Annotated in this window: 23 protein-coding genes; 9 read left to right on the forward strand and 14 right to left on the reverse strand. The window is 67.8% G+C overall.

Annotated elements, in window-relative coordinates:
- Positions 1–15: 15 nt before the first annotated feature.
- Positions 16–225 (forward strand): hypothetical protein, encoded by a 210-nt coding sequence (locus BJY22_RS40795; protein ID WP_167217659.1) that lies wholly within the window; start codon positions 16–18, stop codon positions 223–225.
- A gap of 31 nt (positions 226–256) precedes the next feature.
- Here BJY22_RS40795 and BJY22_RS40800 read toward each other — a convergent pair whose 3' ends face one another.
- The 10 genes from BJY22_RS40800 to BJY22_RS40845 all read right to left on the reverse strand — a co-directional run bounded on the left by BJY22_RS40800 (position 257) and on the right by BJY22_RS40845 (position 7,146).
- Positions 257–907, reverse strand: coding sequence for an aspartate/glutamate racemase family protein (locus tag BJY22_RS40800; protein ID WP_202891490.1), 651 nt, complete (start codon positions 905–907; stop codon positions 257–259).
- A 172-nt stretch (positions 908–1,079) separates the two neighbouring features.
- Entirely contained in the window at positions 1,080–1,409 is a 330-nt protein-coding gene (locus tag BJY22_RS40805) for a cupin domain-containing protein (RefSeq protein ID WP_167217662.1), read from the reverse strand.
- 70 nt (positions 1,410–1,479) lie between these two features.
- Positions 1,480–1,956, reverse strand: coding sequence for a nuclear transport factor 2 family protein (locus tag BJY22_RS40810; RefSeq protein ID WP_167217663.1), 477 nt, complete (start codon positions 1,954–1,956; stop codon positions 1,480–1,482).
- The gene (locus BJY22_RS40815) at positions 1,953–2,318 is read right to left on the reverse strand and encodes a hypothetical protein (RefSeq protein WP_167217664.1); all 366 of its coding nucleotides are present in this window, start codon (positions 2,316–2,318) and stop codon (positions 1,953–1,955) included. Before BJY22_RS40815 ends, BJY22_RS40810 begins: the two co-directional genes overlap by 4 nt.
- Positions 2,315–3,052 (reverse strand): HD domain-containing protein, encoded by a 738-nt coding sequence (locus tag BJY22_RS40820; protein WP_167217665.1) that lies wholly within the window; start codon positions 3,050–3,052, stop codon positions 2,315–2,317. The genes BJY22_RS40815 and BJY22_RS40820 overlap by 4 nt, the downstream gene beginning before the upstream one ends.
- Complete coding sequence (locus BJY22_RS40825) at positions 3,040–3,900, reverse strand: alpha/beta fold hydrolase (RefSeq protein ID WP_167217666.1); 861 nt, start codon at positions 3,898–3,900, stop codon at positions 3,040–3,042. Before BJY22_RS40825 ends, BJY22_RS40820 begins: the two co-directional genes overlap by 13 nt.
- A gap of 2 nt (positions 3,901–3,902) precedes the next feature.
- On the reverse strand, positions 3,903–4,340 hold the full coding sequence (locus BJY22_RS40830) for an ester cyclase (protein ID WP_167217667.1): 438 nt from the start codon (positions 4,338–4,340) through the stop codon (positions 3,903–3,905).
- Positions 4,337–5,698: a flavin monoamine oxidase family protein gene (locus tag BJY22_RS40835; RefSeq protein ID WP_238350598.1), complete on the reverse strand. Its 1,362-nt coding sequence runs from the start codon at positions 5,696–5,698 to the stop codon at positions 4,337–4,339. The genes BJY22_RS40830 and BJY22_RS40835 overlap by 4 nt, the downstream gene beginning before the upstream one ends.
- A gap of 85 nt (positions 5,699–5,783) precedes the next feature.
- A complete protein-coding gene (locus BJY22_RS40840) occupies positions 5,784–6,398 on the reverse strand; it encodes a TetR family transcriptional regulator (protein WP_167217669.1) in 615 nt (204 codons plus the stop codon).
- Between the two features lie 67 nt (positions 6,399–6,465).
- A complete protein-coding gene (locus BJY22_RS40845; RefSeq protein WP_202891492.1) occupies positions 6,466–7,146 on the reverse strand; it encodes an FCD domain-containing protein in 681 nt (226 codons plus the stop codon).
- Positions 7,147–7,365: 219 nt separating this feature from the next.
- On the opposite strand from BJY22_RS40845, the gene BJY22_RS40850 reads away from it, so the two are divergent.
- From BJY22_RS40850 to BJY22_RS40875, 6 genes are read left to right on the forward strand one after another with little or no spacing between them, the layout of a single operon-like run.
- Positions 7,366–9,084, forward strand: coding sequence for a GH39 family glycosyl hydrolase (locus BJY22_RS40850; protein WP_167217670.1), 1,719 nt, complete (start codon positions 7,366–7,368; stop codon positions 9,082–9,084).
- A gap of 19 nt (positions 9,085–9,103) precedes the next feature.
- Entirely contained in the window at positions 9,104–9,940 is an 837-nt protein-coding gene (locus BJY22_RS40855) for an aldo/keto reductase (RefSeq protein ID WP_167217671.1), read from the forward strand.
- Between the two features lie 7 nt (positions 9,941–9,947).
- A complete protein-coding gene (locus tag BJY22_RS40860; RefSeq protein WP_167217672.1) occupies positions 9,948–10,931 on the forward strand; it encodes a carbohydrate ABC transporter permease in 984 nt (327 codons plus the stop codon).
- Positions 10,928–11,797, forward strand: a complete 870-nt coding sequence (locus BJY22_RS40865) for a carbohydrate ABC transporter permease (RefSeq protein WP_167217673.1) — start codon at positions 10,928–10,930, stop codon at positions 11,795–11,797. The genes BJY22_RS40860 and BJY22_RS40865 overlap by 4 nt, the downstream gene beginning before the upstream one ends.
- A gap of 12 nt (positions 11,798–11,809) precedes the next feature.
- Positions 11,810–13,252, forward strand: a complete 1,443-nt coding sequence (locus BJY22_RS40870; protein WP_167217674.1) for an ABC transporter substrate-binding protein — start codon at positions 11,810–11,812, stop codon at positions 13,250–13,252.
- A complete protein-coding gene (locus BJY22_RS40875) occupies positions 13,249–14,001 on the forward strand; it encodes an SDR family oxidoreductase (RefSeq protein ID WP_167217675.1) in 753 nt (250 codons plus the stop codon). The genes BJY22_RS40870 and BJY22_RS40875 overlap by 4 nt, the downstream gene beginning before the upstream one ends.
- On the opposite strand, the gene BJY22_RS40880 is transcribed toward BJY22_RS40875, so the two are convergent.
- A complete protein-coding gene (locus tag BJY22_RS40880) occupies positions 14,002–14,580 on the reverse strand; it encodes a hypothetical protein (RefSeq protein ID WP_167217676.1) in 579 nt (192 codons plus the stop codon). It abuts the gene before it with no gap.
- A gap of 156 nt (positions 14,581–14,736) precedes the next feature.
- Here BJY22_RS40880 and BJY22_RS40885 point away from each other — a divergent pair, with 156 nt between their 5' ends.
- On the forward strand, positions 14,737–15,765 hold the full coding sequence (locus tag BJY22_RS40885; protein ID WP_167217678.1) for a GlxA family transcriptional regulator: 1,029 nt from the start codon (positions 14,737–14,739) through the stop codon (positions 15,763–15,765).
- Here BJY22_RS40885 and BJY22_RS40890 read toward each other — a convergent pair.
- Positions 15,717–16,670: an ArsR/SmtB family transcription factor gene (locus tag BJY22_RS40890; RefSeq protein WP_167217680.1), complete on the reverse strand. Its 954-nt coding sequence runs from the start codon at positions 16,668–16,670 to the stop codon at positions 15,717–15,719. The genes BJY22_RS40885 and BJY22_RS40890 overlap by 49 nt on opposite strands.
- Before the next feature lie 80 nt (positions 16,671–16,750).
- On the opposite strand from BJY22_RS40890, the gene BJY22_RS40895 reads away from it, so the two are divergent.
- A complete protein-coding gene (locus BJY22_RS40895; protein WP_202891493.1) occupies positions 16,751–17,296 on the forward strand; it encodes an RDD family protein in 546 nt (181 codons plus the stop codon).
- A gap of 43 nt (positions 17,297–17,339) precedes the next feature.
- Here the strand turns inward: BJY22_RS40895 and BJY22_RS40900 are convergent, their stop codons facing one another.
- Both BJY22_RS40900 and BJY22_RS40905 read right to left on the reverse strand, forming a co-directional pair.
- Complete coding sequence (locus BJY22_RS40900; RefSeq protein WP_167217682.1) at positions 17,340–18,380, reverse strand: M23 family metallopeptidase; 1,041 nt, start codon at positions 18,378–18,380, stop codon at positions 17,340–17,342.
- Positions 18,381–18,511: 131 nt separating this feature from the next.
- On the reverse strand, positions 18,512–21,565 hold the full coding sequence (locus BJY22_RS40905; protein ID WP_167217684.1) for a PIG-L family deacetylase: 3,054 nt from the start codon (positions 21,563–21,565) through the stop codon (positions 18,512–18,514).
- Between the last annotated feature and the right edge of the window lie 56 nt (positions 21,566–21,621).

Raw genomic sequence — 21,621 nt, forward strand, 5'->3', positions numbered from 1 at the left:
AGGTAGCATCCGGTCGTGATCTACGAGCCGATGAGCCGACGCCTGGTCATTTCGTTCACGGTCATCGGAGTCGTCCTGGCGGTCGCCGGGCTGATCGCACGCCCGCAGAACATCTCCGTCGCGGTCGTCCTGTTCCTGGCGGCCGTCTCCGTCCTGGGCCTCGCCGGCTACGGCGTACTGGATCGGCTGGTCGACCGCGTCAAGCGATCCCGCCGGACCACCTGACCTGGTTCAGCGCCGACGACGCCCAGGCGGTTCAGCTCTGGAGCGGCACCAGACGCTCGGCCAGCCGGCGGACGCCCCGCTCGGGGCTGGTCAGAATCGGCGCGGCAAGCTCGAGCCCTTCCGCCGCCGAGGCCATCGAAGCCTGTGCGAGCACGACGACGTCACCGGACGCCGCCTTGATGGCTTCCGCCACCAGCGCGTCATGCCGAGCCCGGTCTCCCGCAACAGCTGCCTCGAACGCCCCCGGTACGACGACCTCGTCGATCTGCACGTCGCGTCCCTGGAGCTCGGCCCGCTCACGAAGTAGCGCAGCTGTCGGCTGCACCGTGGTCGGCAGCGTTGCGATGACACTGATGCGATCACCGGCCCGGACCGCCTCGTCCGCCATCGCCTCGTCGACGCGGTACACCGGCACACCGAGACGGTCAGCCAACGGCCCGGCGTACTGCGAGATCGACGAGCACGTGAACATCAACGCCTCGGCGCCGGCCGCGACCGCGGCATCCCCGAGATCAGCGAGCCGCTGCGCGACCTGCTCGGACGCGACCCCGCGCCCCAGATCCGCGACGATCTTGTCGTCGAGCAGGTTCTGTACCTCGACCCCCGGCAGATGCTCCGCGGCCAGCGTCGCAAAGGCCGGAATGACCACAGCTCCGGTGTGCAGGAAGGCGATGCGCGTCACGAGCACTCCTCACGTTTCAATCCGCTCCGGCAGCGGTGTGCGGAGCCTTGTGGCGGGATCACGTTGACACGTTTCAGACCCGCCGGTCAACGCGCTGTCCGCGAAGGGGACACCTCTCGGCCGGTGATTGCCGGTCATAGCCGGGCAGTCGAGCCCCGCAGCCAGGCTTGTGTCAGTGCAGGGCGACCGACAGCAGCAGGACGGACGCGGATCGGGCGTGGACGTCGTGACGCTGCGGCGGCACCGCGACGAGGTCACCGGTCCGGAGTTCGACCTCGACGTCGCCCGCTCGGAGTAGGACGTCACCCTGCAGGCACATCAACGACGCATCCCCGGGGCTCTGGTGCTCGCCCATCGTCTGCCCCGCGTCCAGCGCGATCAGCGTCTGCCGCAGCCGCGCCCCACCTCGGCCGTACACCGTGGTCGCGCTGCGCCCGCTGTCGCTCTCGCCCGCCAACCGCAGGTGACTGGCCGCCAGTTCCTCAACTCGCAAGACCTCCATCAACCGATGGTACGACTCAGCCCTGCCGCGAGCATTCGGGTCCGTAGGTTGGGCCAACGGTTGGCGGGGTTCAGTTGGTGGGGTGGATGGGTGGTAGGAAGCGGCGGCGGGTGGTGAGTGGGCCGACGCCGGAGCGCCACCAGCGGAGCCAGACGCGTGGGCGGAGGAGGAGCGCCGTCGCCGGTGGAACCGAGTCGAAGAAGGACTCCCGGAAGAGGAGCCGGCCGTCTGGCGACAGCTTGAGCAGGTCGACGGCCTCCCAGCTCAACGGCCGTCCACCCGCGGTCGCCGAGAACCGGATGTGGATGAACACGTTTTCCTTCACCCCGGCCCACCGCAGGACCTCGACGCGCAGATCAGGCAGCAGCGCCTGCGTCCGCGCGAACTCCTCCCACCACAGCGCCGGGCCGATCCCGTCGCGCAGCATCGGCTGCACGAACCGCACAGAATCGTCCAGGAAACCGTCCCACGCGTGCGGAGCCGGACTTTCCCAGGCGATCCGGAACTGCCGGACAACGTTTTCGTGGACCGTCGGCCAGTCTGTCATCGGTCCTCCCGGCTCGCGGCGGCCAGACAGCCGAGCAGCACCGTCCCCGCGATCAACAGCACGGCTTCCCCGACACCGAGCGCGAGCGACCGTGCCTCGGTGAGATCGACAAGGTGCGAGACGGCATGCAGTCCGTTCCAAACGGTCGCGACCACGAGTACCGGCGTACGCCAGGAAGTTCGCCGTACGGCGAACAGCAGCCCGGCACCGATCGCGATCGAGGCAGCACCGAAGTCGTGCACGAGATGGTCGTTCCGCGGTCCGAAGTCGGCAAGCGTGCGCGAGAACGATCCGCTGCCGACGGCAGCCCAGATGCCGAGGCCGGTGAAGATCCCGCCGAGGAGTGCGATCGGCCATCTCATGCGACCTTCTCCTGGAATTGGCGGACCGAGCGTTTCATCCCGAGGCGCCACAACACCCCGGCCCGCGACGACCTCCGGACCCGCGCCTCCTCACGCATCGCGGCAAGGAAATGATCTGCGAAGCCGGTCCGGGGCGCCTGTGCGTGTACCTCCGCAACCGTGTTCCGCGCGATCTCCGGCAGTCGCAGACCGACGACGTCCAGGTGAGTGCCCGCGTGCAGCAGGTGAGCCTCGGGACCCCAGGACAACGGCACATCGACGTTGAAATGCGCCGCGACCGCGTCGGCTACCTCGGTGGCGAACGCATCGGCTCCGCCCGCCTCGATCACGATCGCTCGCGCGAGGTTCGAGCCGTGGACGGCGAAGCAGGCCGCCTTCGGATCGGAGCGATCGACCAGACCGACGTCGTGCAACAACGCAGCGACGTACAGGCGCTCGTCGTCGTACTCGATGCGGTCGAGTTCAGCGAGCATGCTGCCCCAGAGCCACGAGCGAATGCTGTGCTGCAGCAAGGGATCAGGCAAGACGGTCCGAGCGAAGTCGGTGACATGGTCGGCAACGGACGTCGAGGGAGGCGTTCGATCGGCCGCGAGGACGGCGCCGGCGACCTGACCGCCCTGACGCTTACCCCTCAGCTCACGAGCGATCGCCTGGGCCGCGAACCACAACTGTTCCCGCAGACTCAACGCACCACCCGTCCGAGCGACCCAGGCCGGCGAACCTATCGCTGCCATCGCGCCAACCCCTCCTTCGCAACGAACTCCGGTTGGTCTTCCGCGACATACGTGTACGAGTCCGGGACGACTCGAACCTCGGTCCCCAGACGCTCGGCGTACGCCGACGCGTGCGCGAGCGGGAAGACATGGTCATCAGCTGCCCAGAGGAAATCGACCGGACTCTCGAACTTTCCGGCGAGCGTCGCGGCAGCGGCCCGGCTGTACCGCTCGTCGACCGCGCCGATCGCCTTCCGCCCGTCGTACCGGATCGCCGGATCGCTCAGCACCGGGTCGATGTAGCTGCGCATCGTCGCCGCGTCGATCGGGTACTTCGCCAGCCAGCCGTACGTGTTCCGCCACCGCCAGGTGGCCGGAAAGCGCAGTACCTGATAGAGCGCGCTGTACGTCGCCGGATGCGCCGCCGTCCACTTGAGCAGCGGAAATCCACCGGGCGTCGGGGGCCAGGTGCAATCCGGCGTCTCGCACGAGGCGAGCACCAGCCGGCCAACGCGTTCCGGGTACGTCACCGCGGTCAGTTGGCTGTAGGCGCCGCCAGAGTCGTTGCCGAACAGGATCACATCACGCAGATCGAGCGCGTCGAGAAGGTCGGCGATCAACCTGGCGATGCCGGGCGGCGAGAGGTCGGCGTCGCGGTTCATCGGCACGAGATGCGAACCTAGCGGCCAGTCCGGCGTGATGCAACGGAACCGTTCCGACAACAACGGAACGAGTTTCCGCCACAGGTTCGCATTCACCAAGTACCCGTGGACGAAGACGATCGGCCGGCCCGCACCGGCTTCGTGACACCGCACCGTGCCGGCAGGCAGTTCGACGTCGTACGACGTACCCAGACGAGGATCCCGCATGGTCACACCGCGACCTCGCCGAGCATTCCGAGCTGCTGCTGGGCTGCGCTGATGTCGAGATAGGTCTCCTTGCGCTGCACCAACCCGTCCGCCACGGTGATGACGTCGACCCCGGTGAACGTCATGGGCTGACCGGTCGGCCGAGCGACGAGGTTCCCGAACGGCAGCGGCATCGCCAGCGTGGCCGTGATGAGTGCCTGGTGCACGAAGAAGTCGTTCCCGAAGGTCATCACCTCAGTCCGGAAAACGATGTCGGGAAACAGCGTGAGCAGTCCCCCGAACGCACTGCGAACCGCGTCCACGCCGACCACCTCCGGCCCGGCGCTCAGGTGCAGACGGAAAACGGTGTCTGCGGTGTGCATCGCCATGATCCGGTCGAGATCGTGCGCGTTCCACGCCTCGCCGTACCGGGCGGCAAGTTGTTCGAGCGAACTGGTCATCGCAGGACTCCTTGTGCTTGACAGGTCAGAACCTCGTCCGCGGCGCGTTCGCCCGCGGTCACGGCGCCGTCCATGAACCCGATCCAGCGGGTGGCTGTTTCCGAACCGGCCCAGTGCACCCGTCCATGTGGTTGCCGCAGGCATGCACCGAACGAGGTCCAGAGCCCCGGCGGATGGAAGCCCGCATAACAGCCCTTCGTCCAGACCTCCTCGGTCCACGACCCGACCAGGACCTCGCGCGGCGACAGCGCCCGGTCACCGAACCAGCGAGCAAAGCAATCCAACACCTGCTGCTCGCGCTCAGCCACCGGAAGCGTCAGCAGCGATCGCGCATGCCGGCCGACGACGAAGCCGAGCAGGATCCCCGGTCGCCCACCCGGCGGCGAGTTGTCGAAGGCCGCCCCAACCGGCCCACGGTCACTGGCGACCTGACCGGACAGCCCCGCAGCCCGCCAGTACGGCTCGTCGTACACGGCCAGATACTTCAAGGTCGTCCCCTGCGGCGTCCGTGCAAGCAACTGCTGCCGACCGACCGGCATCGCAGGTTCGAACTCGATATCCCGGCACACCATCGGCGGCACGGCGACAATCACCCGATCCGCCTGCACCTCGAGCCTGTCCGCCCGTACGACGACATGATGACCGTCCTGCACGATCCGCCGTACCGGATGACCGAGCCGGAGCTGATCGGGCATCGTCCTCGCCAGCTCCTCGGCGATGCGCTGCGAGCCGCCGACGAAGCGATCCTGCTGCGCACCGTCCCGCGTCCGGACCAGTCGCTCGAGGCTGTGGCCGGCGTTGATGCAGGTAAGGATATGCAGCAGGGACACCTCGTCCGGCTCGATCGACCAGACCGCGCGGACCGCCATCGTCAGCAATGTCCGGGCGGACTCGGAACGCATCCGCTGCCGCATCCACGCATCCAGCGTCGTGCCGTCCCAGTCCGCAGCGCGAGCCGCCTGCCACGGCGTACGAGGATCGACCTCGCGCGCCATACGGTCGAGCTCGCGTTGCGCACGGAGGTACGACAGCGACGCTGCCGGCCCGATCCGCGGGTTCGCGCCGCTCCAGCGCCGGGTCCGGCCCCGCAGCTCCATCAGATGCGTGCCGCTCGTATGGGTCGCGAACGTCGCCACGCCGACTTCACCCGCAACGCGCTGGATCGCGTCCTGTCCGGGCCCCGTGAACTGTCCGCCGATTTCCACGACCTGCCCGTCACCGATGTCGGCATTCAGCGTCCGGCCACCGACCCGGTCACGTGCCTCCACAACGCAGACGCCCTGCCCCGCTTGGAGAAGGCGCCGTGCGGCCACCAGCCCCGACAGCCCCGCACCGACGACCACCACATCGGTCTTCATCGCGATCCTCCCGGCAAGAGGAGTTCTTGTAACCATTACAAGAAGTGCTCGCACAGTAGCACCGGCCCAGCCGGGCCCGCAATCGTCAGCCTTGGTCGACGAGGAGACCGTGCGCGAAGGCGTCGGTCGCCGCACGCAGCAGACGCTTCAACTGCCGGGCGTCACGCCGCAGCCGGTCCTGCCGCCACGCCAGGCTGATGATCCCGTTCCACGACGCCCACAGGACCGTCGCCATCTCTTGGGCGTTGACCTTGCGGATGGTCCCGGCCTTGATACCGCGCTTGATCGCGTCCACCATCCGCCGGTTCTGCTCGTCCACCGAATCCGCCAGCCGATCCGCGAGCTCCTGCCCCGCGGCATAACTCCCCGGTTCCCCCGGAAACGCCAGCATCCGGAAGTACTCCGGATTCTCCAGATAGAACGCCAGATACTCGTCCGCCGCGGCGTACAACTGCTCGACCGGTCCCCGCCCCTCGACATACGCCAGATCCATGAACTGCCGATCCACCACAAGCGCCCGCTCGACCAGGGCGGCGTACAAGCCACCCTTGGACCCGAAATGGTTGTACACCGACCCGACCGCGACACCAGCCGTCGCTGCGATCTCCTCGACCGTGACCTCGGCGACGGACCGAACGGCGAACAACTCCTCGGCAGCACTCAACAGCGCGTCGATCGTCCGCTGTGCCCTTGGATCCACCGCGCATCCTCCCCGAAGACGTTCCTGCAACCATTACACAACGAAGCGGAGGCTGTGGCGGGCAGGTTCAGCGGTCTGGGAGGTTCAGTCGCTTCAGCCGTTCGTACGCACCGAGGATGTGTTTGTCGATTCCGTCCTGGGCCGCTTGCGGATCACCCAGGGCCAGGGCGTCGCGGAGCTCCTTGTGCTCGCTGTAGCCGACCTCGAGGAAGTCCGGGAAGCTCGCGTTGCGGGCCCGCAGGAAGACCGTGACCTGACCACGGATGGACTCCCAGACGCGCTGCACCCGCGAATGATCGCAGTAGGCGTAGATGATGTCGTGGAACTGCAGGTCCAGCCGGACGGCGTCCTCCGGGTCGATCTTGGTGTCGACGCTCTTCATCTGCTCCAGGACCGCGTCCATCTCGGCAAAACCCGCACCCTGCATCCGCGTGCAGGCCCGGCCGGCGGCGAGTCTCTCGATCGCGCCGCGGAGAGTGTGCACCTCCTCGACATCCGCCTTGGTCAGGGTGCTGACGAACGCCCCGCGGTGCCGCCGGAGCTCGACGTGCCCCTCCTCCTCGAGGCGCGCCAGCGCCTGGCGGATCGGGCCACGGCTGACCTTGAGCGCCTCGGCCAACTCGGTCTCCTTGAGGTGCTGGCCCGGCTGGAACCTGCCCCCGGTGACCATGTCCCGGAGCACGTCGGTCACCAGATCACCCAGCGCGCGCTGCGAGGGTAGCGGGGACACAGTGTCGTCGGGGATCACGCCGACCACCTCCTCAAGCCAGTTACCGCCAGTATCCGATGCACTCTAACCCCTGCCAGGAGTCACTGTAGATTGTAAACAGTTACCCATTGACAGTAAACGACGCGCCAGAGCAGACTCGGAACCTCCACTCAGGCAGAGCGGCACAGCGCCGACGCCGACAGTCGGCCGACCGTGAGGCAGCCCGATCACAGGGCACAGAGAGAGGTCACGACGACGATGACCACCGATACTGCGATTCACACCGGACGCACCGCACTCGGCCCGTTCCCGCCGGCCGCTCCCCGGAATCCCGATGCGCCGCACGTCACCGCGGCGGCGATCGACGTCGACGCCGCGGAGGTCCAAGGTCCGCTGGCACGTATCTGGGAGAGCTTCGGGTACGACGAGTTCAACTGGACGTACATGCCCACCGGCAAGCGGCTGTTGCAAACGTTCGCCGACTTCTCCGGCGGCGGCTACTTCGTCCGGCCGCACTACATGTACTGCTCCGGCAGCGGTTTCGGCATCCCGCACTGGAGCTCGGGGAACGTCTACCACGAGGACGCCGACGGCAACCCCTACTACGACTTCACGCTGCTTGACCAGGCGTACGACGCGATCGTCGGCGCCGGGCATCACCTGCTGGTGGAGCTCGGCTTCACTCCACGGGACCTGCTGCCCCCCGAGGCCGCCGAGCTGACTGTCGTCCGCAGCCCGACCGCGTACACCAACTACGAGGCAGGCGCCTGGGGATATCCGCCCAAGGACTACGCCAAATGGGCGGGCCTGATCAGCGCCACGGTTCGGCACTGCATCGACCGCTACGGCGAAGCGGAGGTGAAGACCTGGCTCTGGGAGCTGTGGAACGAGCCCGACATCGACTACTGGCGCGGCACCCTTGATCAGTACAACGAGCTCTACACGGCAACGGTGCAGGCGATCCGCGCCGTTCTGCCCGAGGCGAAGGTCGGCGGACCGGCTGTCACCAGCGGCGGACTGAACTTCCTGCGAGGCTTCCTGGACTACACGTCGCGCCGTGACGAACCGCTGGACTTCATCTCGTACCACACCAAGGGCTGCCACTTCCCGACTCGCGACTACAAGCCGTTCGCGGAGCCGCCCGCCGAGCTGCTCAGCCCGTCGTCGACGAAGATGCTGTACGACCTGCGCGAGTTCAATCGCCTGATCGGTTCGTACGACGCGTACCGGGAGCTGCCGGTGATCGTCGACGAATGCGACGCGGCCGTCCCCGCGCACTTCGGGCACTACGACAACCGCAACTACAGCTTCCAGAACACCGAGTACTACCCGGTCTTCCAGGCGAAGCTGATGAAGAAGATCCTCGACCTGAACGCCACCGAGCCGGCGCAGGTCGCCTACGCCACCTCGTGGAGCTTCTACTTCGAGGCCGAACGCTACTTCGAAGGCACCCGGTCCTTCCTCACCGCGGGCGGTGTCGAGAAGCCGCTGCTCAACGCCTACCGGATGCTCTCGCTGCTCGGTCCGGACCGGCTTCACACGACGTCGGACGCGGCCTGGGAGGTCGGCGAGCTGGAGGGCACCGACGGCAGCAGCATGCGCGAGGAGGTCGACGCCATCGCGTCGCGCTCGGACGACGGGAGCGTCGCCGTGCTGGCATGGCGGCACATCGACGACCAGTACCAGACCGGCGACGACCTGACGCCCGTGACCGTGACCGTACGCAACCTGCCGACCGGGTCCTACCGGTTGCGGCATCTGCGCATCGACGCCGACCACAGCAACGCCTACACCGTCTGGCAGCAGCTCGGCTCGCCCCAGGACCCGACCGCCGAACAACTGGTCACGATCAAAGGCCGGCAAGGCCTCGAGGAGTTCGAACCCGAACGCCGGCTCACGGTCGACGGCGACCTTTCCGTGGAGCTCACCCTGCCGTTGCCATCGGCATCGTTGCTGATCCTCGAGCCGACCAGCTGACCCGACGAGAGGCCAGACGATGGACCAGAACGTGATCACGCTGACCAACGGCGTACGGATTCCCCAGCGCGGCTTCGGCGTCTTCCAGATTCCTCCGAGCGACACCCAGGCCGCGGTGGAGGAGGCGATCCGGATCGGGTACCGGCACATCGACACCGCGGCGGCGTACAACAACGAGGCCGGCGTGGGTGCCGCCGTACGGGTGTGCGGGCTGCCCCGCGACGAGCTGGTCGTCACCACCAAGCTGCGCAACGGCGAGCACGGCTACGAGTCGGCGCTGCGGGCGTACGACGAGACACTGCGGCGCCTCGGCCTGGACTACGCCGACCTGTACCTCGTGCACTGGCCCAATCCGGCTGCCGGTCTGTACGCCGACAGCTGGCGGGCACTGGAGCGGATCTACACCGAGGGGCGGGTGCGTGCCATCGGGGTCTCCAACTTCCTCCCCGAACACCTGGACCGACTGGCCAAGGAGAGCGAGATCGTTCCGGCGGTCAACCAGCTCGAGCTGCACCCGAGCTACCAGCAACGCGAGCTGACCGACCTGTGCCGCGAGCGGTCGATCGCGGTCGAGGCGTACTCGCCGCTCGGCCAGGGCACCGACCTCGACCATGCCGTGCTCGCAGCGATCGCCGGTGACCACAGCGTGACACCGGCGCAGGTCGTACTGCGCTGGCACCTGCAGCTCGGGCACATCGTCATCCCCAAATCGGTCGATCCGAAGCGCATCCGCAGCAACTTCGAGCTCGGTGGCTTCGAGTTGACCGACGCGGAGGTCGCGTCGGTCACCGCGCTGGAGAACGGCCACCGGATCGGGAACGATCCGCGCACGTTCGCGATCAGCCAGATCAGGTAGCCGGACCATGACGACCAGATCGATATCCCTTGGCAAGCGGCGGACCCACCGGTCGCGGGCCGGCGCGTCAACCGTCGACCATCCCGAGTTACCGCGTCATGGCTGGCAGAAGACCACCTGGATCTGGATCTTCCTGCTGCCGACCGTGGTCCTCTACGGCCTCTACACGATCTACCCGATCATCGCGAGCTACTGGTACTCGCTGGTCGAGTGGAACGGCTTCGACGCCGATCAGCAGTTCGTTGGCCTCAGCAACTACCGGGCGGTCTTCGCCGATCCGCTGTTCTGGAACTCGTTCAAGGTCACGTTGCTCTTCATGCTGCTGGTGGTGCCGGCCCGGGTGCTGCTGACCCTGCTGATGGCGATGATCCTCAACTCCCCGAAGCTGCCACTGATCGGCGTCCTGCGCTCCGCGTTCTTCATCCCGGTGGTGACCACGACGGCGATCATCGGCGTGGTGATGCGCTTCATCCTGGATCCGGCCAGCGGTCCGATCAACTCCGCGCTGCTCAAGCTCGGCGGTGGCGGCGTCGACTTCCTGGGTGATCAGCACCTGGCGCTGCCGACGGCGGCCGTGCTGTACGTCTGGAAGTTCTTCGGCGTCACGATGATCTACTGGCTCGCGGCGCTGCAGACCATCCCGTACGAGTTGTACGAAGCGGCCCGGATCGACGGCGCCGGCACCTGGAAACTCTTCCGGCACATCACGGTGCCGATGCTCAAACCGTTCCTGATCATCATCACGGTGCTGACGATCGAGGAGACCTTCCACAACTTCGATCTGATGTACACGCTGACCGGCGGCGGACCGTACTTCCACACCGAGATCATCGAGATCTACATCTACCGGTGGGCCTTCACCGCCTCGATCCCGCAACTCGGCCACGCGTCCGCGGCCGCGGTGGTCTTCGGGCTGCTGGTCGCCGTCGTCGGCGCCGTCCAGCTGTGGGGCGTGTACGCCGGCCGCCGGCTGAGAGGAGAGCAGCGATGACCGCGCAACTCGTCGTACGCACGGACCGGCAGCGGCGCCTGCTGCGCCGGGTGCCCTGGTGGATCGCCGCGCTCTTCCTGGTGGGTATCGCGGTGATCTGGATCTTCCCGTTCCTCTGGATGCTGTCGGCATCGCTGAAGGACAACATGGAGATGTTCAGCGGCGGCCTCAAACTGTGGCCGGACAAGTTCGTCTGGGACAACTATTCACGGGCGTGGAACGACGCGCACTTCGGCCGCTACCTGATCAACACCGTGGTGGTCACCGTGATCACCGTCGTGATCGTCACCGTTCGCTGCGCGACCGCCGGCTACGTCCTCGCCCGCTACCGGTTCCGCGGCTCCAAGCTCTTCCTCGGTATTCTGGTCGCGACGCTCTTCGTCCCCACCGGCTACACGATCATCCCGGTGGTCAAGATCTCGATGCAACTGCACCTGATCGACTCCCTCGGCGGAATGATCCTGGCGCTCAGCGGCGGGGCGTACGTGTCGGCGATCCTGCTGTACTACGGGTACTTCCGGCAGATCCCCCGGGAACTGGAGGAGGCCGCGGTCGTCGACGGCGCCGGCTTCGTCCGGACGTTCTTCTCGGTGATGCTGCCGCTCGCGATGCCGGTGACGGCGACCGTCGCAGTCCTCACCTTCATCACCACCTGGAACGCGTTCTTCCTGCCGCTGGTGTTCACCTTCAGCCGGCCCGATCTGCGGACGGTCAGCGTCGGCATGCAGGCGTTCGTCGGCGAGACCGCCACCGACTGGGCCGGCATGGCCGCGGCCGGCGTGATCTCGATCGTCCCCGTGGTGGTGCTCTTCATCTTCCTGCAGCGCTACTTCGTCGAGGGAATCTCCGGAGCAGTCAAGTCCTAAGGAGTGGAACAAATGACCGGGATGACACGTCGCAGTCTGCTCGGCGCATCCGTACTCGCCGCCGTCGGCGCCGCGACCGGATGCAGCAGCTCGACCGACAAGGCCGGCAGTACGAGTGGCGGTGCCACTGGAACGCTGGACTGGTGGGACCACTTCAGCTCGTTCAAGCGCCTCAACGACGACTGGGCGAAGACGCAGTCGCCGTCGCTGAAGACCAACATCACCCACACCTACTACGACGCCTCCAAAGCGACCCAGGCATTCCAGCTGGCCCATCAGGCCAACAAGATGCCGGACGTCTACTCCAACGTGATCGGGCTACCACTGCCTGCCCTGGTGAGCGGCAAATGGGTGCACGAAGTCACCATTCCCGCGGACGTCCTGTCCAAGCTGCCCAAGGACGCGCTCACCGAGGGCATCACGCGGCTGGACGGCAAGCTCTACGGGTTCCCGATGTTCAGTTTCCGGCAGAGCTCGACGCTCGTGTGGGTGAACAAGGATCACTGGTCCAAGGCAGGGCTCGATCCAGGCAACGTGCCCACGGACTATGCCGCGTTCAAGGACGCGCTCGGGAAGCTGAAGTCGGCCGGGATCCAGCCGCTCACGTTGGCGATCGGTGCGGACGGCGGGCGCATCCGTGACCAGGTCGACGACCTGGCCCAGGCGGCCGGCTTCCCGGGATACCAGGGCCTGCAGTTCACAACCGGCGAGTACGCCTATCACCACGACGCGTACGTCACCGTGATCGAGTTCCTGAAGGAGCTGAACGACGACAAGTTGATCATGCCCGGCTCGAACAACTTCGGGGTCGTCGACGCCCGGACCCGGTACGCGTCCGGCGCCGTCGGGACGTTCATCGACGGCATCTGGTGCGCCGGCGGATCGAAGGCGCTCGCCCCGACGATCGTCGACAAGCTCGCGTCCGGAAAGGTCCTGGTGCCGACGCAGGGCATGGACGCCTGGTGCTACCGCGGCCGTCCGGCGGCGACGTACTTCGTCTCCGCGGACAGCAAGAATCCGGAGGCGGCCGGGCAGCTGATCGCGTCCTTCATGTCGGACGACTATCAGAAGGGGATGATCGAGGCGATGGACCAGCCACCGCTGAACCTCGACCTCGTCGCGTCGTCGAACGCGGTCGACGCGTACAAGAAGGGCGTCGACTTCTGCAAGAGCAACGTGTTCCTGATGCCGCAGGCGATCGTGAAGAACCCCGCGATCGCGAAGGTGGACGCGCAGCGCAAGCCGGTCACGCCGCACGTCGGCAACATCGTGCAGGGCTACCTCGGTGGATCGATCAAGGACCTCAAGGCCGAGCTGAAGAAGTTGAGCGACGCCACGGCCGCCGACCGGGCCAAGGCGTTCCAGAAGGCGAAGGCGTCCGGGGCGAAGGTGGCGGAGGACGACTACGTCTTCAGCGACTGGAAGCCCGGACAGGACTACGGGGCCGCGAAGTGAACCGCAGCGCGGTGGTGACCGGCGCGGCATCACCGCGCGGCATCGGTCGGGCAACGGCACTGCTGCTCGCCGAGCAGGGCTGGAACATCGGGATCCTCGACATCGACGCTCCTGGCGGCGAGGCGCTCGCTGCCGAGATCACCGAGAAGCACAACGTCAAGACGTACGCCGTCGCCGCCGACGTGTCGGACGAGTCCCAGGTCCGTACGGCGATCGATGAACTGGAGGCCGCGCTGCCACCACTGGCGGCCCTGGCCAACATCGCCGGTGTCAGCTCGCCGGTCCCCTATCTCGAACTGACCTCCGCCGAGTGGCATCGCGTGATCGACACCAACCTCAACGGCGTCCACTACGTCACCCGCCGCGTCGCCGGTTCCATGGTGCGTCACGGGTACGGCCGGATCGTCAGCATCTCCTCCACGTCCGCGCAACGAGGCGGCGGCACGTACAGCAAAACCCCTTATTCCGTAGCGAAAGCAGGCGTCATCGGCCTGACCCGCGCCCTCGCCCGAGAGCTCGGCCCCCACGGCATCACGGTCAACGCAGTAGCCCCCGGCCCCATAGACACCGACATCATGGGCGGCCCACTGACCCCCGACCGCCGGGCCTCCCTGGTCAGCGACCTCCTGGTCAACCGCGTAGGCGAAACCCACGACGTCGCCTCCGCCATCGCATTCCTGCTGTCCGACCAGGCTGCCTACATCACCGGCCAAACCCTCAACGTCGACGGAGGTCTGTACATGCACTGATCACGCCCCGAGGATCAGGCCGGCCGCGATGAGGATGTCGACGACGGCGCACCACTCGGCCCAGGAGCGGGACACCAGGCGGTCCTTGATCAGGTAGACGATGTCCCAGATCCCGTGTGCGAGCCAGCCGGCGGCGACGACGTACCGGGCAAGGTCCGGGCTGGCGAGCTGCCCGGCGAACGACAGTACGCCGAAGGCGACCATGCCGAGGAGCTGGATCCGGAAGTCGTTCTGCGGGAGCCGGCCCCGTGCGGCGCCCAGGATCGCTGCGGCGAGCGCGACGGCGAGGACGACGATGGAGGGCTCCACCTGGTCCTGCAGGCGGAGGCCGGTGTACCCGACGAGCAGTCCGATCAGCACGAGCCAGGTCACCCGCCGTCGGCCCACCGCGGCCACGATCACGTACAGGGTCGGCAGCAGCAGCATCGCCTCCGCCAGACTGCGGACGAGACCGTCGGTGACGTCGTCGAAGAACGTGTTCACACCGGCGATCGCGGCGATCGCGGTCGGCCAGCGCCGGACCAGGAAGCGAGCGCCCTGACGCGCTCTCGACGACGGGACCTCGGATTGCACAGTCACAGGCACATACCCCCTCACATGCGGACCTCGATCCGTGCACGATGCCCGGAAATCACGCCGCCCGGGCCTCTCCCAGAGCCCGGTGTCCGAAATCCTGGTGAGCATGTCTGACAGGACACCGCCGCGGCGTAGGATCCTGAGGTTGTGGAGCCCCGAATGGTCCTGGTTCTCGGGTACGACGGCGCTGAGCTGCTCGACATCGCGTGCGTGACGACCACGCTGACGACCGGCGTGACCACCGCCGCGATGATCAACGGACGCCCCGCCGGCGAGACGCCGTACGAGGTCCGCTTGCTGACGCCCGGCGGGCGTCCGATCACCTGTTCCTCAGGGCTGCAACTGCAGGCCCACGGCGCGCTCGAACGGCACCGCGGCCCGGCGGACACTCTCGTGGTTTCCGGAGGTTTCGGGTCCGGGGCCGTCGCAACCGACCAGCGGGTCGTCGGGCACGTCCGACGCGTCGCATCCTTGGTACGCCGCGTCGCTTCCGTCTGCACGGGTGCGGTCGTCCTCGCCGCCACAGGTCTGCTCGACGGCCGTCGAGCCACCACCCATTGGGGCTTCGCGAGCATGATCGCCGATCATTACCCGGCCGTCGAGTTCGACCCGGGGCCGATCTACATCCGTGACGGGCACGTCTACACGTCGGCCGGAGTCACCGCCGCCCTCGATCTGACGCTCGCGCTGATCGCCGAGGATCTCGGCGAGGCCCGAGCTCGCGAGGTTGCCCGCGCACTGGTCACCTACCTGCACCGACCCGGCAACCAAGCGCAGATCAGCCTCCACGTCGGCGCTCCAGCACCCTCCGACCCCATCGTGTCGAAGATCGTCGAACACATCACCCAACGCCTCGGCGGCGACCTCACCACGTCCACCCTCGCAAGCCGGGCAGGCATCAGCACCAGGCACCTGTGCCGCCTCTTCCAGGCGGATCTCGGTCAGACTCCCGCCCACTACGTACGACGTGCTCGCGCGGAGGCTGCCGCGCAGCTGCTCTCGACAACCTCGCTACCCCTGACCCGGATTGCGAAACGCTGCGGATTCGCCACCACCGAAGGCCTCCGGACCGCGTTCAACACCATCTACGGCATCCCGCCGTCCCAGTTCCGGCTGATCAACACCGACGCCGCGCCTCCTCAGGTCCGGAGGTCGGCGAGTTGGTCTCCGAGTGCGGTGCGTTCGTAGATCACGGATCTGCCGCTGCGCCGGGCACGGACCAGGCCCTGGGCAGCCAGCGCACGGAGGGACTGGTTCGCGGCTGATGGGGAGACGCCGAATCTCGTCGCCAGGGCGGTCGTCGACTGGCCGGAGCCGAGAGCGCGGAGGTAGCGCAGGCGGTGGGCGCTGAGGAGGCCTGCGCCGGCCTCGAGGCCGCTGGTGTCGAGCCACATGGAGCGCTGGCCGATCGACCGGTACACGACCATCGGGTCGGAGTCCGCCAGAGGTGTCGAGCTGCTCAACGTGAACAGCGAAGGTACGACGAACATCGGCCGCCCTCGCGTGTACAGGGTAAGGTCGTCGTGCGCGTGCCCCAGGATGTGCGCGGTGATCGTCGTCGATTCCGCGCGGACACCCGGGCCGCAGCCGTTCAGCGTGGCGATCACGCCCTCGGCCGCCAGCGAGCGGGCGCGGTGCGCGACGTCGGCCTCGAGGGTTGCGCGCATCCGCGGCCAGTGCGGCTCGAAGGCGAGCTGCCAGTACGCCGCCAAGGCGTCCGCCAGCCGGTCGCCGAACGACCGGCCACTCGACCCGAGCCTGCGCGGAATCCCGCCGACCGCGAACTCGATGTCCGCGCCGAGCGCCCGCAGATCCTGGTCGCGCAGGTAGGCGAGTTGCGCGTCGATGGTCAGCGGCACGCCGACGCGTGGGTTGAACAAGTCCGGGGTGTCGAAGTTCGGCCCGATCAGCCCGCTCAGCACGTCGAGCGGCAGTTGGTCGCGAACCCGGCACGCCGCGGCGTACCAAGGAGCCTGGAGCGGATAGCTGGCCGGCGCTCGCAGCGCGCGCAACGAGTTGCCGAGCTCGGTGAGTGGCGAGACCGCGAAGCGCACGAGTCCGTAGTCGCCCGGCTCCAGCTGATAGCGCGCCACGGCCGATTGTAGGCACGGCGTTGGTCTCAACTGTGACCTCCGCGTGGCAACCAGGTTTGCCGGCCGACCGTCCGAGAAGTGTGATCTACGAACAGGACCGCCTGAACTCCTTGGACCAGGTCCGGGAACAGCTGAAGCCGATGCTCGGTGAGAGCGTGACCAAGCGCGTCAAGGCGTACAAGGACGGCACGTTGTACGTCGAGTCGACGATGTCAGCGGCCCTCGGAGCCTGGCTCGTCGACAGCGTCCTGGTGAACGGTACGGCGATTGCGCTCGGCGTGCTGTACTACGCCGGCTCGACCGACCCGAACAAGGCCGCCGGGTCCTTCGTGATCGCGCTTTCGCTCTTCGTCGTCCTGCCGCTGTTGTACGGGTGGTTCTACGGCAACGGCCGTGGTGTGGGGGCGCTGCTCACCGACACGCGCCTGGTGCGGGCGCGAGACGGAAGCCGTGTAGGTCTCGCCAAGGCCGGCTGGGCGATGTTGATCCGCACTCTGCTGATCCCACTCGCGCTCCTGGGTGCGCTCGGGGGCGGCGGCTCCGTGGACGCGGGAGGAGTCCGGGTCAGCATCGACGTACCGGCCACAGCTCGTCTGAGGATGACAGCCTTCCAGCGAGTCCCGTAAGCCCGGCCCCGCACCCGTCGGGCGCGGAGCCGGGAGGCGCGAATCAGCTGGTGCGGTTGTAGATCGCGGTGCCCGGGCAGGCGGTGACTCCGAGGCGGGTCGCGCACCCCGAGTACTGGCTGCTGCCGTTCCACCAGGCCCAGCCGCCGATGGTGCGGCCGTGCAGCCAGGTGTACGTGCCGTTGTAATTGGCGTCGTACGTCCGCAGGCCCCAGTGGACATGGTCGCCCGTGGCTCGTCCGCCCGCGCAGACGTCCCTGCCGATGGTGCCCAGCAACGCGCTCGAGCCGACCGCCGTCCCGTTGTAATAGGTGGCGTTGTACATGTGGTAGTAGTCCGTCGAGAAGCCGTTCGGGTGGATCACCCGCGTCCAGCCGCCGCCGGCGCCACACATCGACGTGGCTGTGCCTTCCCGGGACGAGCGGACGCGTCCGCTGGCATTACCGCCGGCGAAGTCCAGGCTGCTCCAGTAGCCGTTGACGCCGTCCCAGGCGTGCGGGCCGCCGGTGACAGTCATGTAGTAGTTCGGCATCCACGGCAGGAGCAACCCACCCGTGTTCGCCGCGGCGGTGAACGATTGATGATTCGCGTACGCCGTCATGCTCCGCCGCTCGGCTGCTCCGACCAGCGGGGACGAGCTCACGTACTCGGCGAACTCGCCGTCCCCTTCGACCCCGCTGACCCACCGGCCGTCCTCGTACCGGGCGATGAAGAGCCAGCCTTCGGGATGAGCGGCCGACGTTGCGGGCGCCTCGACGTACGCGACGCCCCGAGCCCACCCGGAGGTGGCCGACCGGACGTCGACGACAACCTCCCGGCCCTGCTCGGCAAGCTTGCCGACGGCAACGGACGGCGCGAGTCCGCGACCGTCGTGGGACCGGCCGAGCGCGTCGGTGGTGACCGCGTCGACGAGCGCCTGGCGGGATTCACCGAGCGCACCGGCGGCGGCCGCCGGGATCTTGACCGTCACACCAGCGCCGGCAGGGGGTGCTGCGGGAGTCGCCGTAGCTGGGGGCGCGACGGCGAAGATCGTCGAGGCGGCGAGGGCGGAGGCGGCGATTGTCACTGACAGTTTCGAGGGCATGGGCGGTACCCCTTCTGTTCGAGCTGACGAATGCCGCGAGTGTGACAGCACCCACCCCGCCGCCACGACACGTTGAAGCCGATTCCTTAAAGGACAGGCCCCGCCTCGGTGCGAGGCGGGGCCTGTGAGAGTCAGCCCTTCAGCGTGAAGTCCAGTGCCTGAACTTCGTCGTTCGGCGTCTGGTACGAGATCAGCAGCCGGCCGTCGTCGAGCAGCTTGGCCCGTTGGGCGGCCGTGATCGGGATGGACAGATGCTCGGTCTCCGGCGTGATCTGCGCCGGCGCGTGCTTCACGACGTGGCCGCTCATGTCGGGCGACCAGGGCGGAACGCCGCCATCGGTGACGGCACACGGCGTCAGACCGTAGTCCGGCGGCGGGTCCGCGGCCGGCGAGCAGCTGGTCGTGTACACGGGGATCGCGCCGATCAGGCCCGTCCACAGGTACAACTGGGCGCTACCCGAACCAGTCGCGGTCAGATCGACCTCCACCGATGTCTGTCCGACCGTCACCTGCTTCACTTTCAACGAGTTGTCCGTCGGCGCCGGTACCCGCCCGGAGATCGGTACGCCGTTGCGTGCGGACTGGGCGATCGTCTGCGGCGAGAACACCCCGTTCAGGTTGGGGTTCGACACGTCCGGTGCGGAGGGCGTGGTCGGACGATCGGCCGGCGGGGCGTACCCGGGGACCGTCGCCTGACCCCAGCGGTACGGGTCCGACTGCACGGATCCGAGCGCCGACCAGCCGAGCCGCGTACTCATGTCGATGTGCCGCAACGTCGTCGTCCCGGCCGCCGACGTGTCGTCGTTGTCGTACGGCGTGATGTTCAGCCCCAGCCGCGCCGGGTCGACGGCGGCCGGCAGGTTCGCCATCGGGATCTTCACCTCGAGGTCGTACCCGCCACCGGTGTACGCGTGCGGCGTGGTGGTCTCGTTGCTGCCGACCCACTGCGCGGTCGAGGCCACCTGAACGCCCGGAGCGTTCGGCGCGTTGTGGACGGTGCTCGCCAGAGGTCCGGTCGAGTAGCCCTGGTGGTTGTCGGCGTCCCGGGACCAGCACGGGCCGTTCGCCCCGTTGCCGTTGCGGTTCGCCGGGTCGTTGGTGAACGGGAAGATGCCGAGCTTGAACGTGTTCGCGGTGTCCTTGAGGTCCTGCGACGCCGTACCCCGCGGATCGATCAGGATCTCCACCGAGTCGGCCTGCCAGTGCCCGACGCACTCCTCCGGCGTCACGGCGTACGACTGGTAGTCGTCGCGGAGGTGGATGAAGAAGTACAGCGCGTCGTCGGACCAGGTCACCTTCGCCGTATTGCCTTCCCCGGTGGACGAAACGCCGCAGTCGTCCACGCCGGTACAGCCGTTCGCGCCCTGCCAGATCCGGCCCAGGTCGAGCGTCTGCCCGGCGTACTCACCCGGTGACGCCACACCGTCGACGGTCGGCGCGGCGGTCGCCTGACCGATTGCCGTCGTCGGGACGAGCGAGAGGGTCAGTACTTCGTTCCCGGTGCCGGCCGGTGCGCTGTACGTCGTCGTGATCGGGATGGACACGTTCTGCGTCGCGGGCAGTGTGGTGTCGGTGTTGGTCACCTTGAACGTCACCGTCGTCTCGGCGCCCGCCGCGAGGTTGCTGTACGGCTTCGAGGTCGCGTGGGCGGTGAAGTTCGCCGGCAGGTCGAGGCCGACCGTGCCGCTCTGCGGCTGGTTCGACCAGTTGTGCACCACGACCGGTACGTCGATCGTCTTGCCGATGCCCATCGACTGGATCGCAGAGGAGCGGCCGAGGCGGATGGCCTGCGGCGCGGTGTCCGCCAGCCAGTCGTCGTACTCCTTCCAGTTGCCCCAGCGCTCGAACCGGCCCTCGGTCGGCGACACGATCCGGACCACGTTGTCGGTGTACCCGGTCTTGCCGGCCGTGCTGTACAGCGCGGACACCTTGGCGTTCTGGTTCACCGGCGCGCTCGTGCTCGGGGTGACCGTGAAGGTGACGGTGGTCTCGCGCGTCGCCGTCACCACGCCGACGTTCTGCGGCGGGCTGACCTTCCAGCCGTCCGGCACGGTCAGCGCGACCTTGCCCGGCGACAGCGGGCCCGCCCCGGACCGCAGGTGGACGGTGGCCTGGAACGGTTCGCCCGCGACGTTGAGGAAGCGGGAGAAAGTGAGGTACTCGAGCGTTCCGAGCGGCAGTCCGCCCGGGTCCGGCTTCGTCGCGCCGAACAGGATCGCGTCGTCACGTCCGGCCGCCGCGTTCGCGTTCGGCTGGAACGGCACGAACGCCGAGGTCATCCCGAAGCGCGGACAGGCCGGCACGGAGGTGCCCTTGTACATCACACGACTCTGCGTCGGGTACGCCGCACGGCCTTCGTCGGCGACCTGCTGCCAGATCTTCGGCGTACCGGCGGGCTTGCCCTGCAGGTTCCCGGCCGGCCACTTGTACGGCGAGTCGTATCCGGTCCACACGCCCGCGACGGTGTCGAGGCCGGCCGGCGTGAACCCGGTGGTGCAGTTCGCGGAGGCCGTCGTACCGCCGGTGCCAGCGGTGCTGCCGCCGGAGAAGACCTTCTTGACCTGCCAGGTGCTCAGCGCATCCGGGCCGCTGAGCTGCTCGGGGAACTTGGTCGGGTCGGCCGCCGCGAGGACGCCTTCCCAGATCAGCCGGCCGGCCTGCTGGTGGTTGCCGTGCCCGGCCTGCAGGGTCGGCGTGAAGCCGATGTAGATCTCCGGCTGCGTCTCACGGATCACCCGCGTGACCCGCCGCAGCGTTTCCTCCTCGTCCCAGAAGTACTGCGTCAGCGGCGCGCTCTGGTTGTAGAAGAAGTCGACCCGGTCCAGGTTGAAGATGTCGACGGTGCCGGACCGGTAGTGCGCGACCCGGTCCTCGTTCTCGCGGCGCAGACCGAGCTCGGGTCCGAGTTCGGTACCGGCCGAGTTGCCGCCGCCCTCACCGCGGGTCACCATGATCACGCCGCACTTGACGCCGTACCGGTCGTGCCAGACACCGCACGGGCCGATGATGCTGGTGTCGTCGTCGGGGTGGGCCCACTCGCCCATGACATCGATCTTGGTGGCACGGTCGGCGACGTACCGCGCCGGAGCGGAGTCGGCCTGCGCCGGGAGGGCCGGCGCGAAACTTCCGAGCGGAATCAGGACAGCGGCTGCCAGCAGGGCAACCATGGTGCGATAACGCTTCATCTGCTGTCTCCCTATGGCGGATGCGGGCGGGTATCCCCCGAGTGGGTGGTGTCTAC

This window comes from Kribbella shirazensis, from assembly GCF_011761605.1.
In the GTDB taxonomy this organism is placed as follows: domain Bacteria; phylum Actinomycetota; class Actinomycetes; order Propionibacteriales; family Kribbellaceae; genus Kribbella; species Kribbella shirazensis.

What these genes read in the sequence shown, in the direction of transcription:
- BJY22_RS40805 (WP_167217662.1), bottom strand. Translation starts at nt 1,409, where the DNA reads ATGGAGGTCTTGCGAGTTGAGGAACTGGCGGCCAGTCACCTGCGGTTG.
- BJY22_RS40810 (WP_167217663.1), bottom strand. Translation starts at nt 1,956, where the DNA reads ATGACAGACTGGCCGACGGTCCACGAAAACGTTGTCCGGCAGTTCCGG.
- BJY22_RS40815 (WP_167217664.1), bottom strand. Translation starts at nt 2,318, where the DNA reads ATGAGATGGCCGATCGCACTCCTCGGCGGGATCTTCACCGGCCTCGGC.
- BJY22_RS40820 (WP_167217665.1), bottom strand. Translation starts at nt 3,052, where the DNA reads ATGGCAGCGATAGGTTCGCCGGCCTGGGTCGCTCGGACGGGTGGTGCG.
- BJY22_RS40825 (WP_167217666.1), bottom strand. Translation starts at nt 3,900, where the DNA reads ATGCGGGATCCTCGTCTGGGTACGTCGTACGACGTCGAACTGCCTGCC.
- BJY22_RS40830 (WP_167217667.1), bottom strand. Translation starts at nt 4,340, where the DNA reads ATGACCAGTTCGCTCGAACAACTTGCCGCCCGGTACGGCGAGGCGTGG.
- BJY22_RS40835 (WP_238350598.1), bottom strand. Translation starts at nt 5,698, where the DNA reads ATGAAGACCGATGTGGTGGTCGTCGGTGCGGGGCTGTCGGGGCTGGTG.
- BJY22_RS40850 (WP_167217670.1), top strand. Translation starts at nt 7,366, where the DNA reads ATGACCACCGATACTGCGATTCACACCGGACGCACCGCACTCGGCCCG.
- BJY22_RS40855 (WP_167217671.1), top strand. Translation starts at nt 9,104, where the DNA reads ATGGACCAGAACGTGATCACGCTGACCAACGGCGTACGGATTCCCCAG.
- BJY22_RS40860 (WP_167217672.1), top strand. Translation starts at nt 9,948, where the DNA reads ATGACGACCAGATCGATATCCCTTGGCAAGCGGCGGACCCACCGGTCG.
- BJY22_RS40865 (WP_167217673.1), top strand. Translation starts at nt 10,928, where the DNA reads ATGACCGCGCAACTCGTCGTACGCACGGACCGGCAGCGGCGCCTGCTG.
- BJY22_RS40870 (WP_167217674.1), top strand. Translation starts at nt 11,810, where the DNA reads ATGACCGGGATGACACGTCGCAGTCTGCTCGGCGCATCCGTACTCGCC.
- BJY22_RS40885 (WP_167217678.1), top strand. Translation starts at nt 14,737, where the DNA reads ATGGTCCTGGTTCTCGGGTACGACGGCGCTGAGCTGCTCGACATCGCG.
- BJY22_RS40900 (WP_167217682.1), bottom strand. Translation starts at nt 18,380, where the DNA reads ATGCCCTCGAAACTGTCAGTGACAATCGCCGCCTCCGCCCTCGCCGCC.
- BJY22_RS40905 (WP_167217684.1), bottom strand. Translation starts at nt 21,565, where the DNA reads ATGAAGCGTTATCGCACCATGGTTGCCCTGCTGGCAGCCGCTGTCCTG.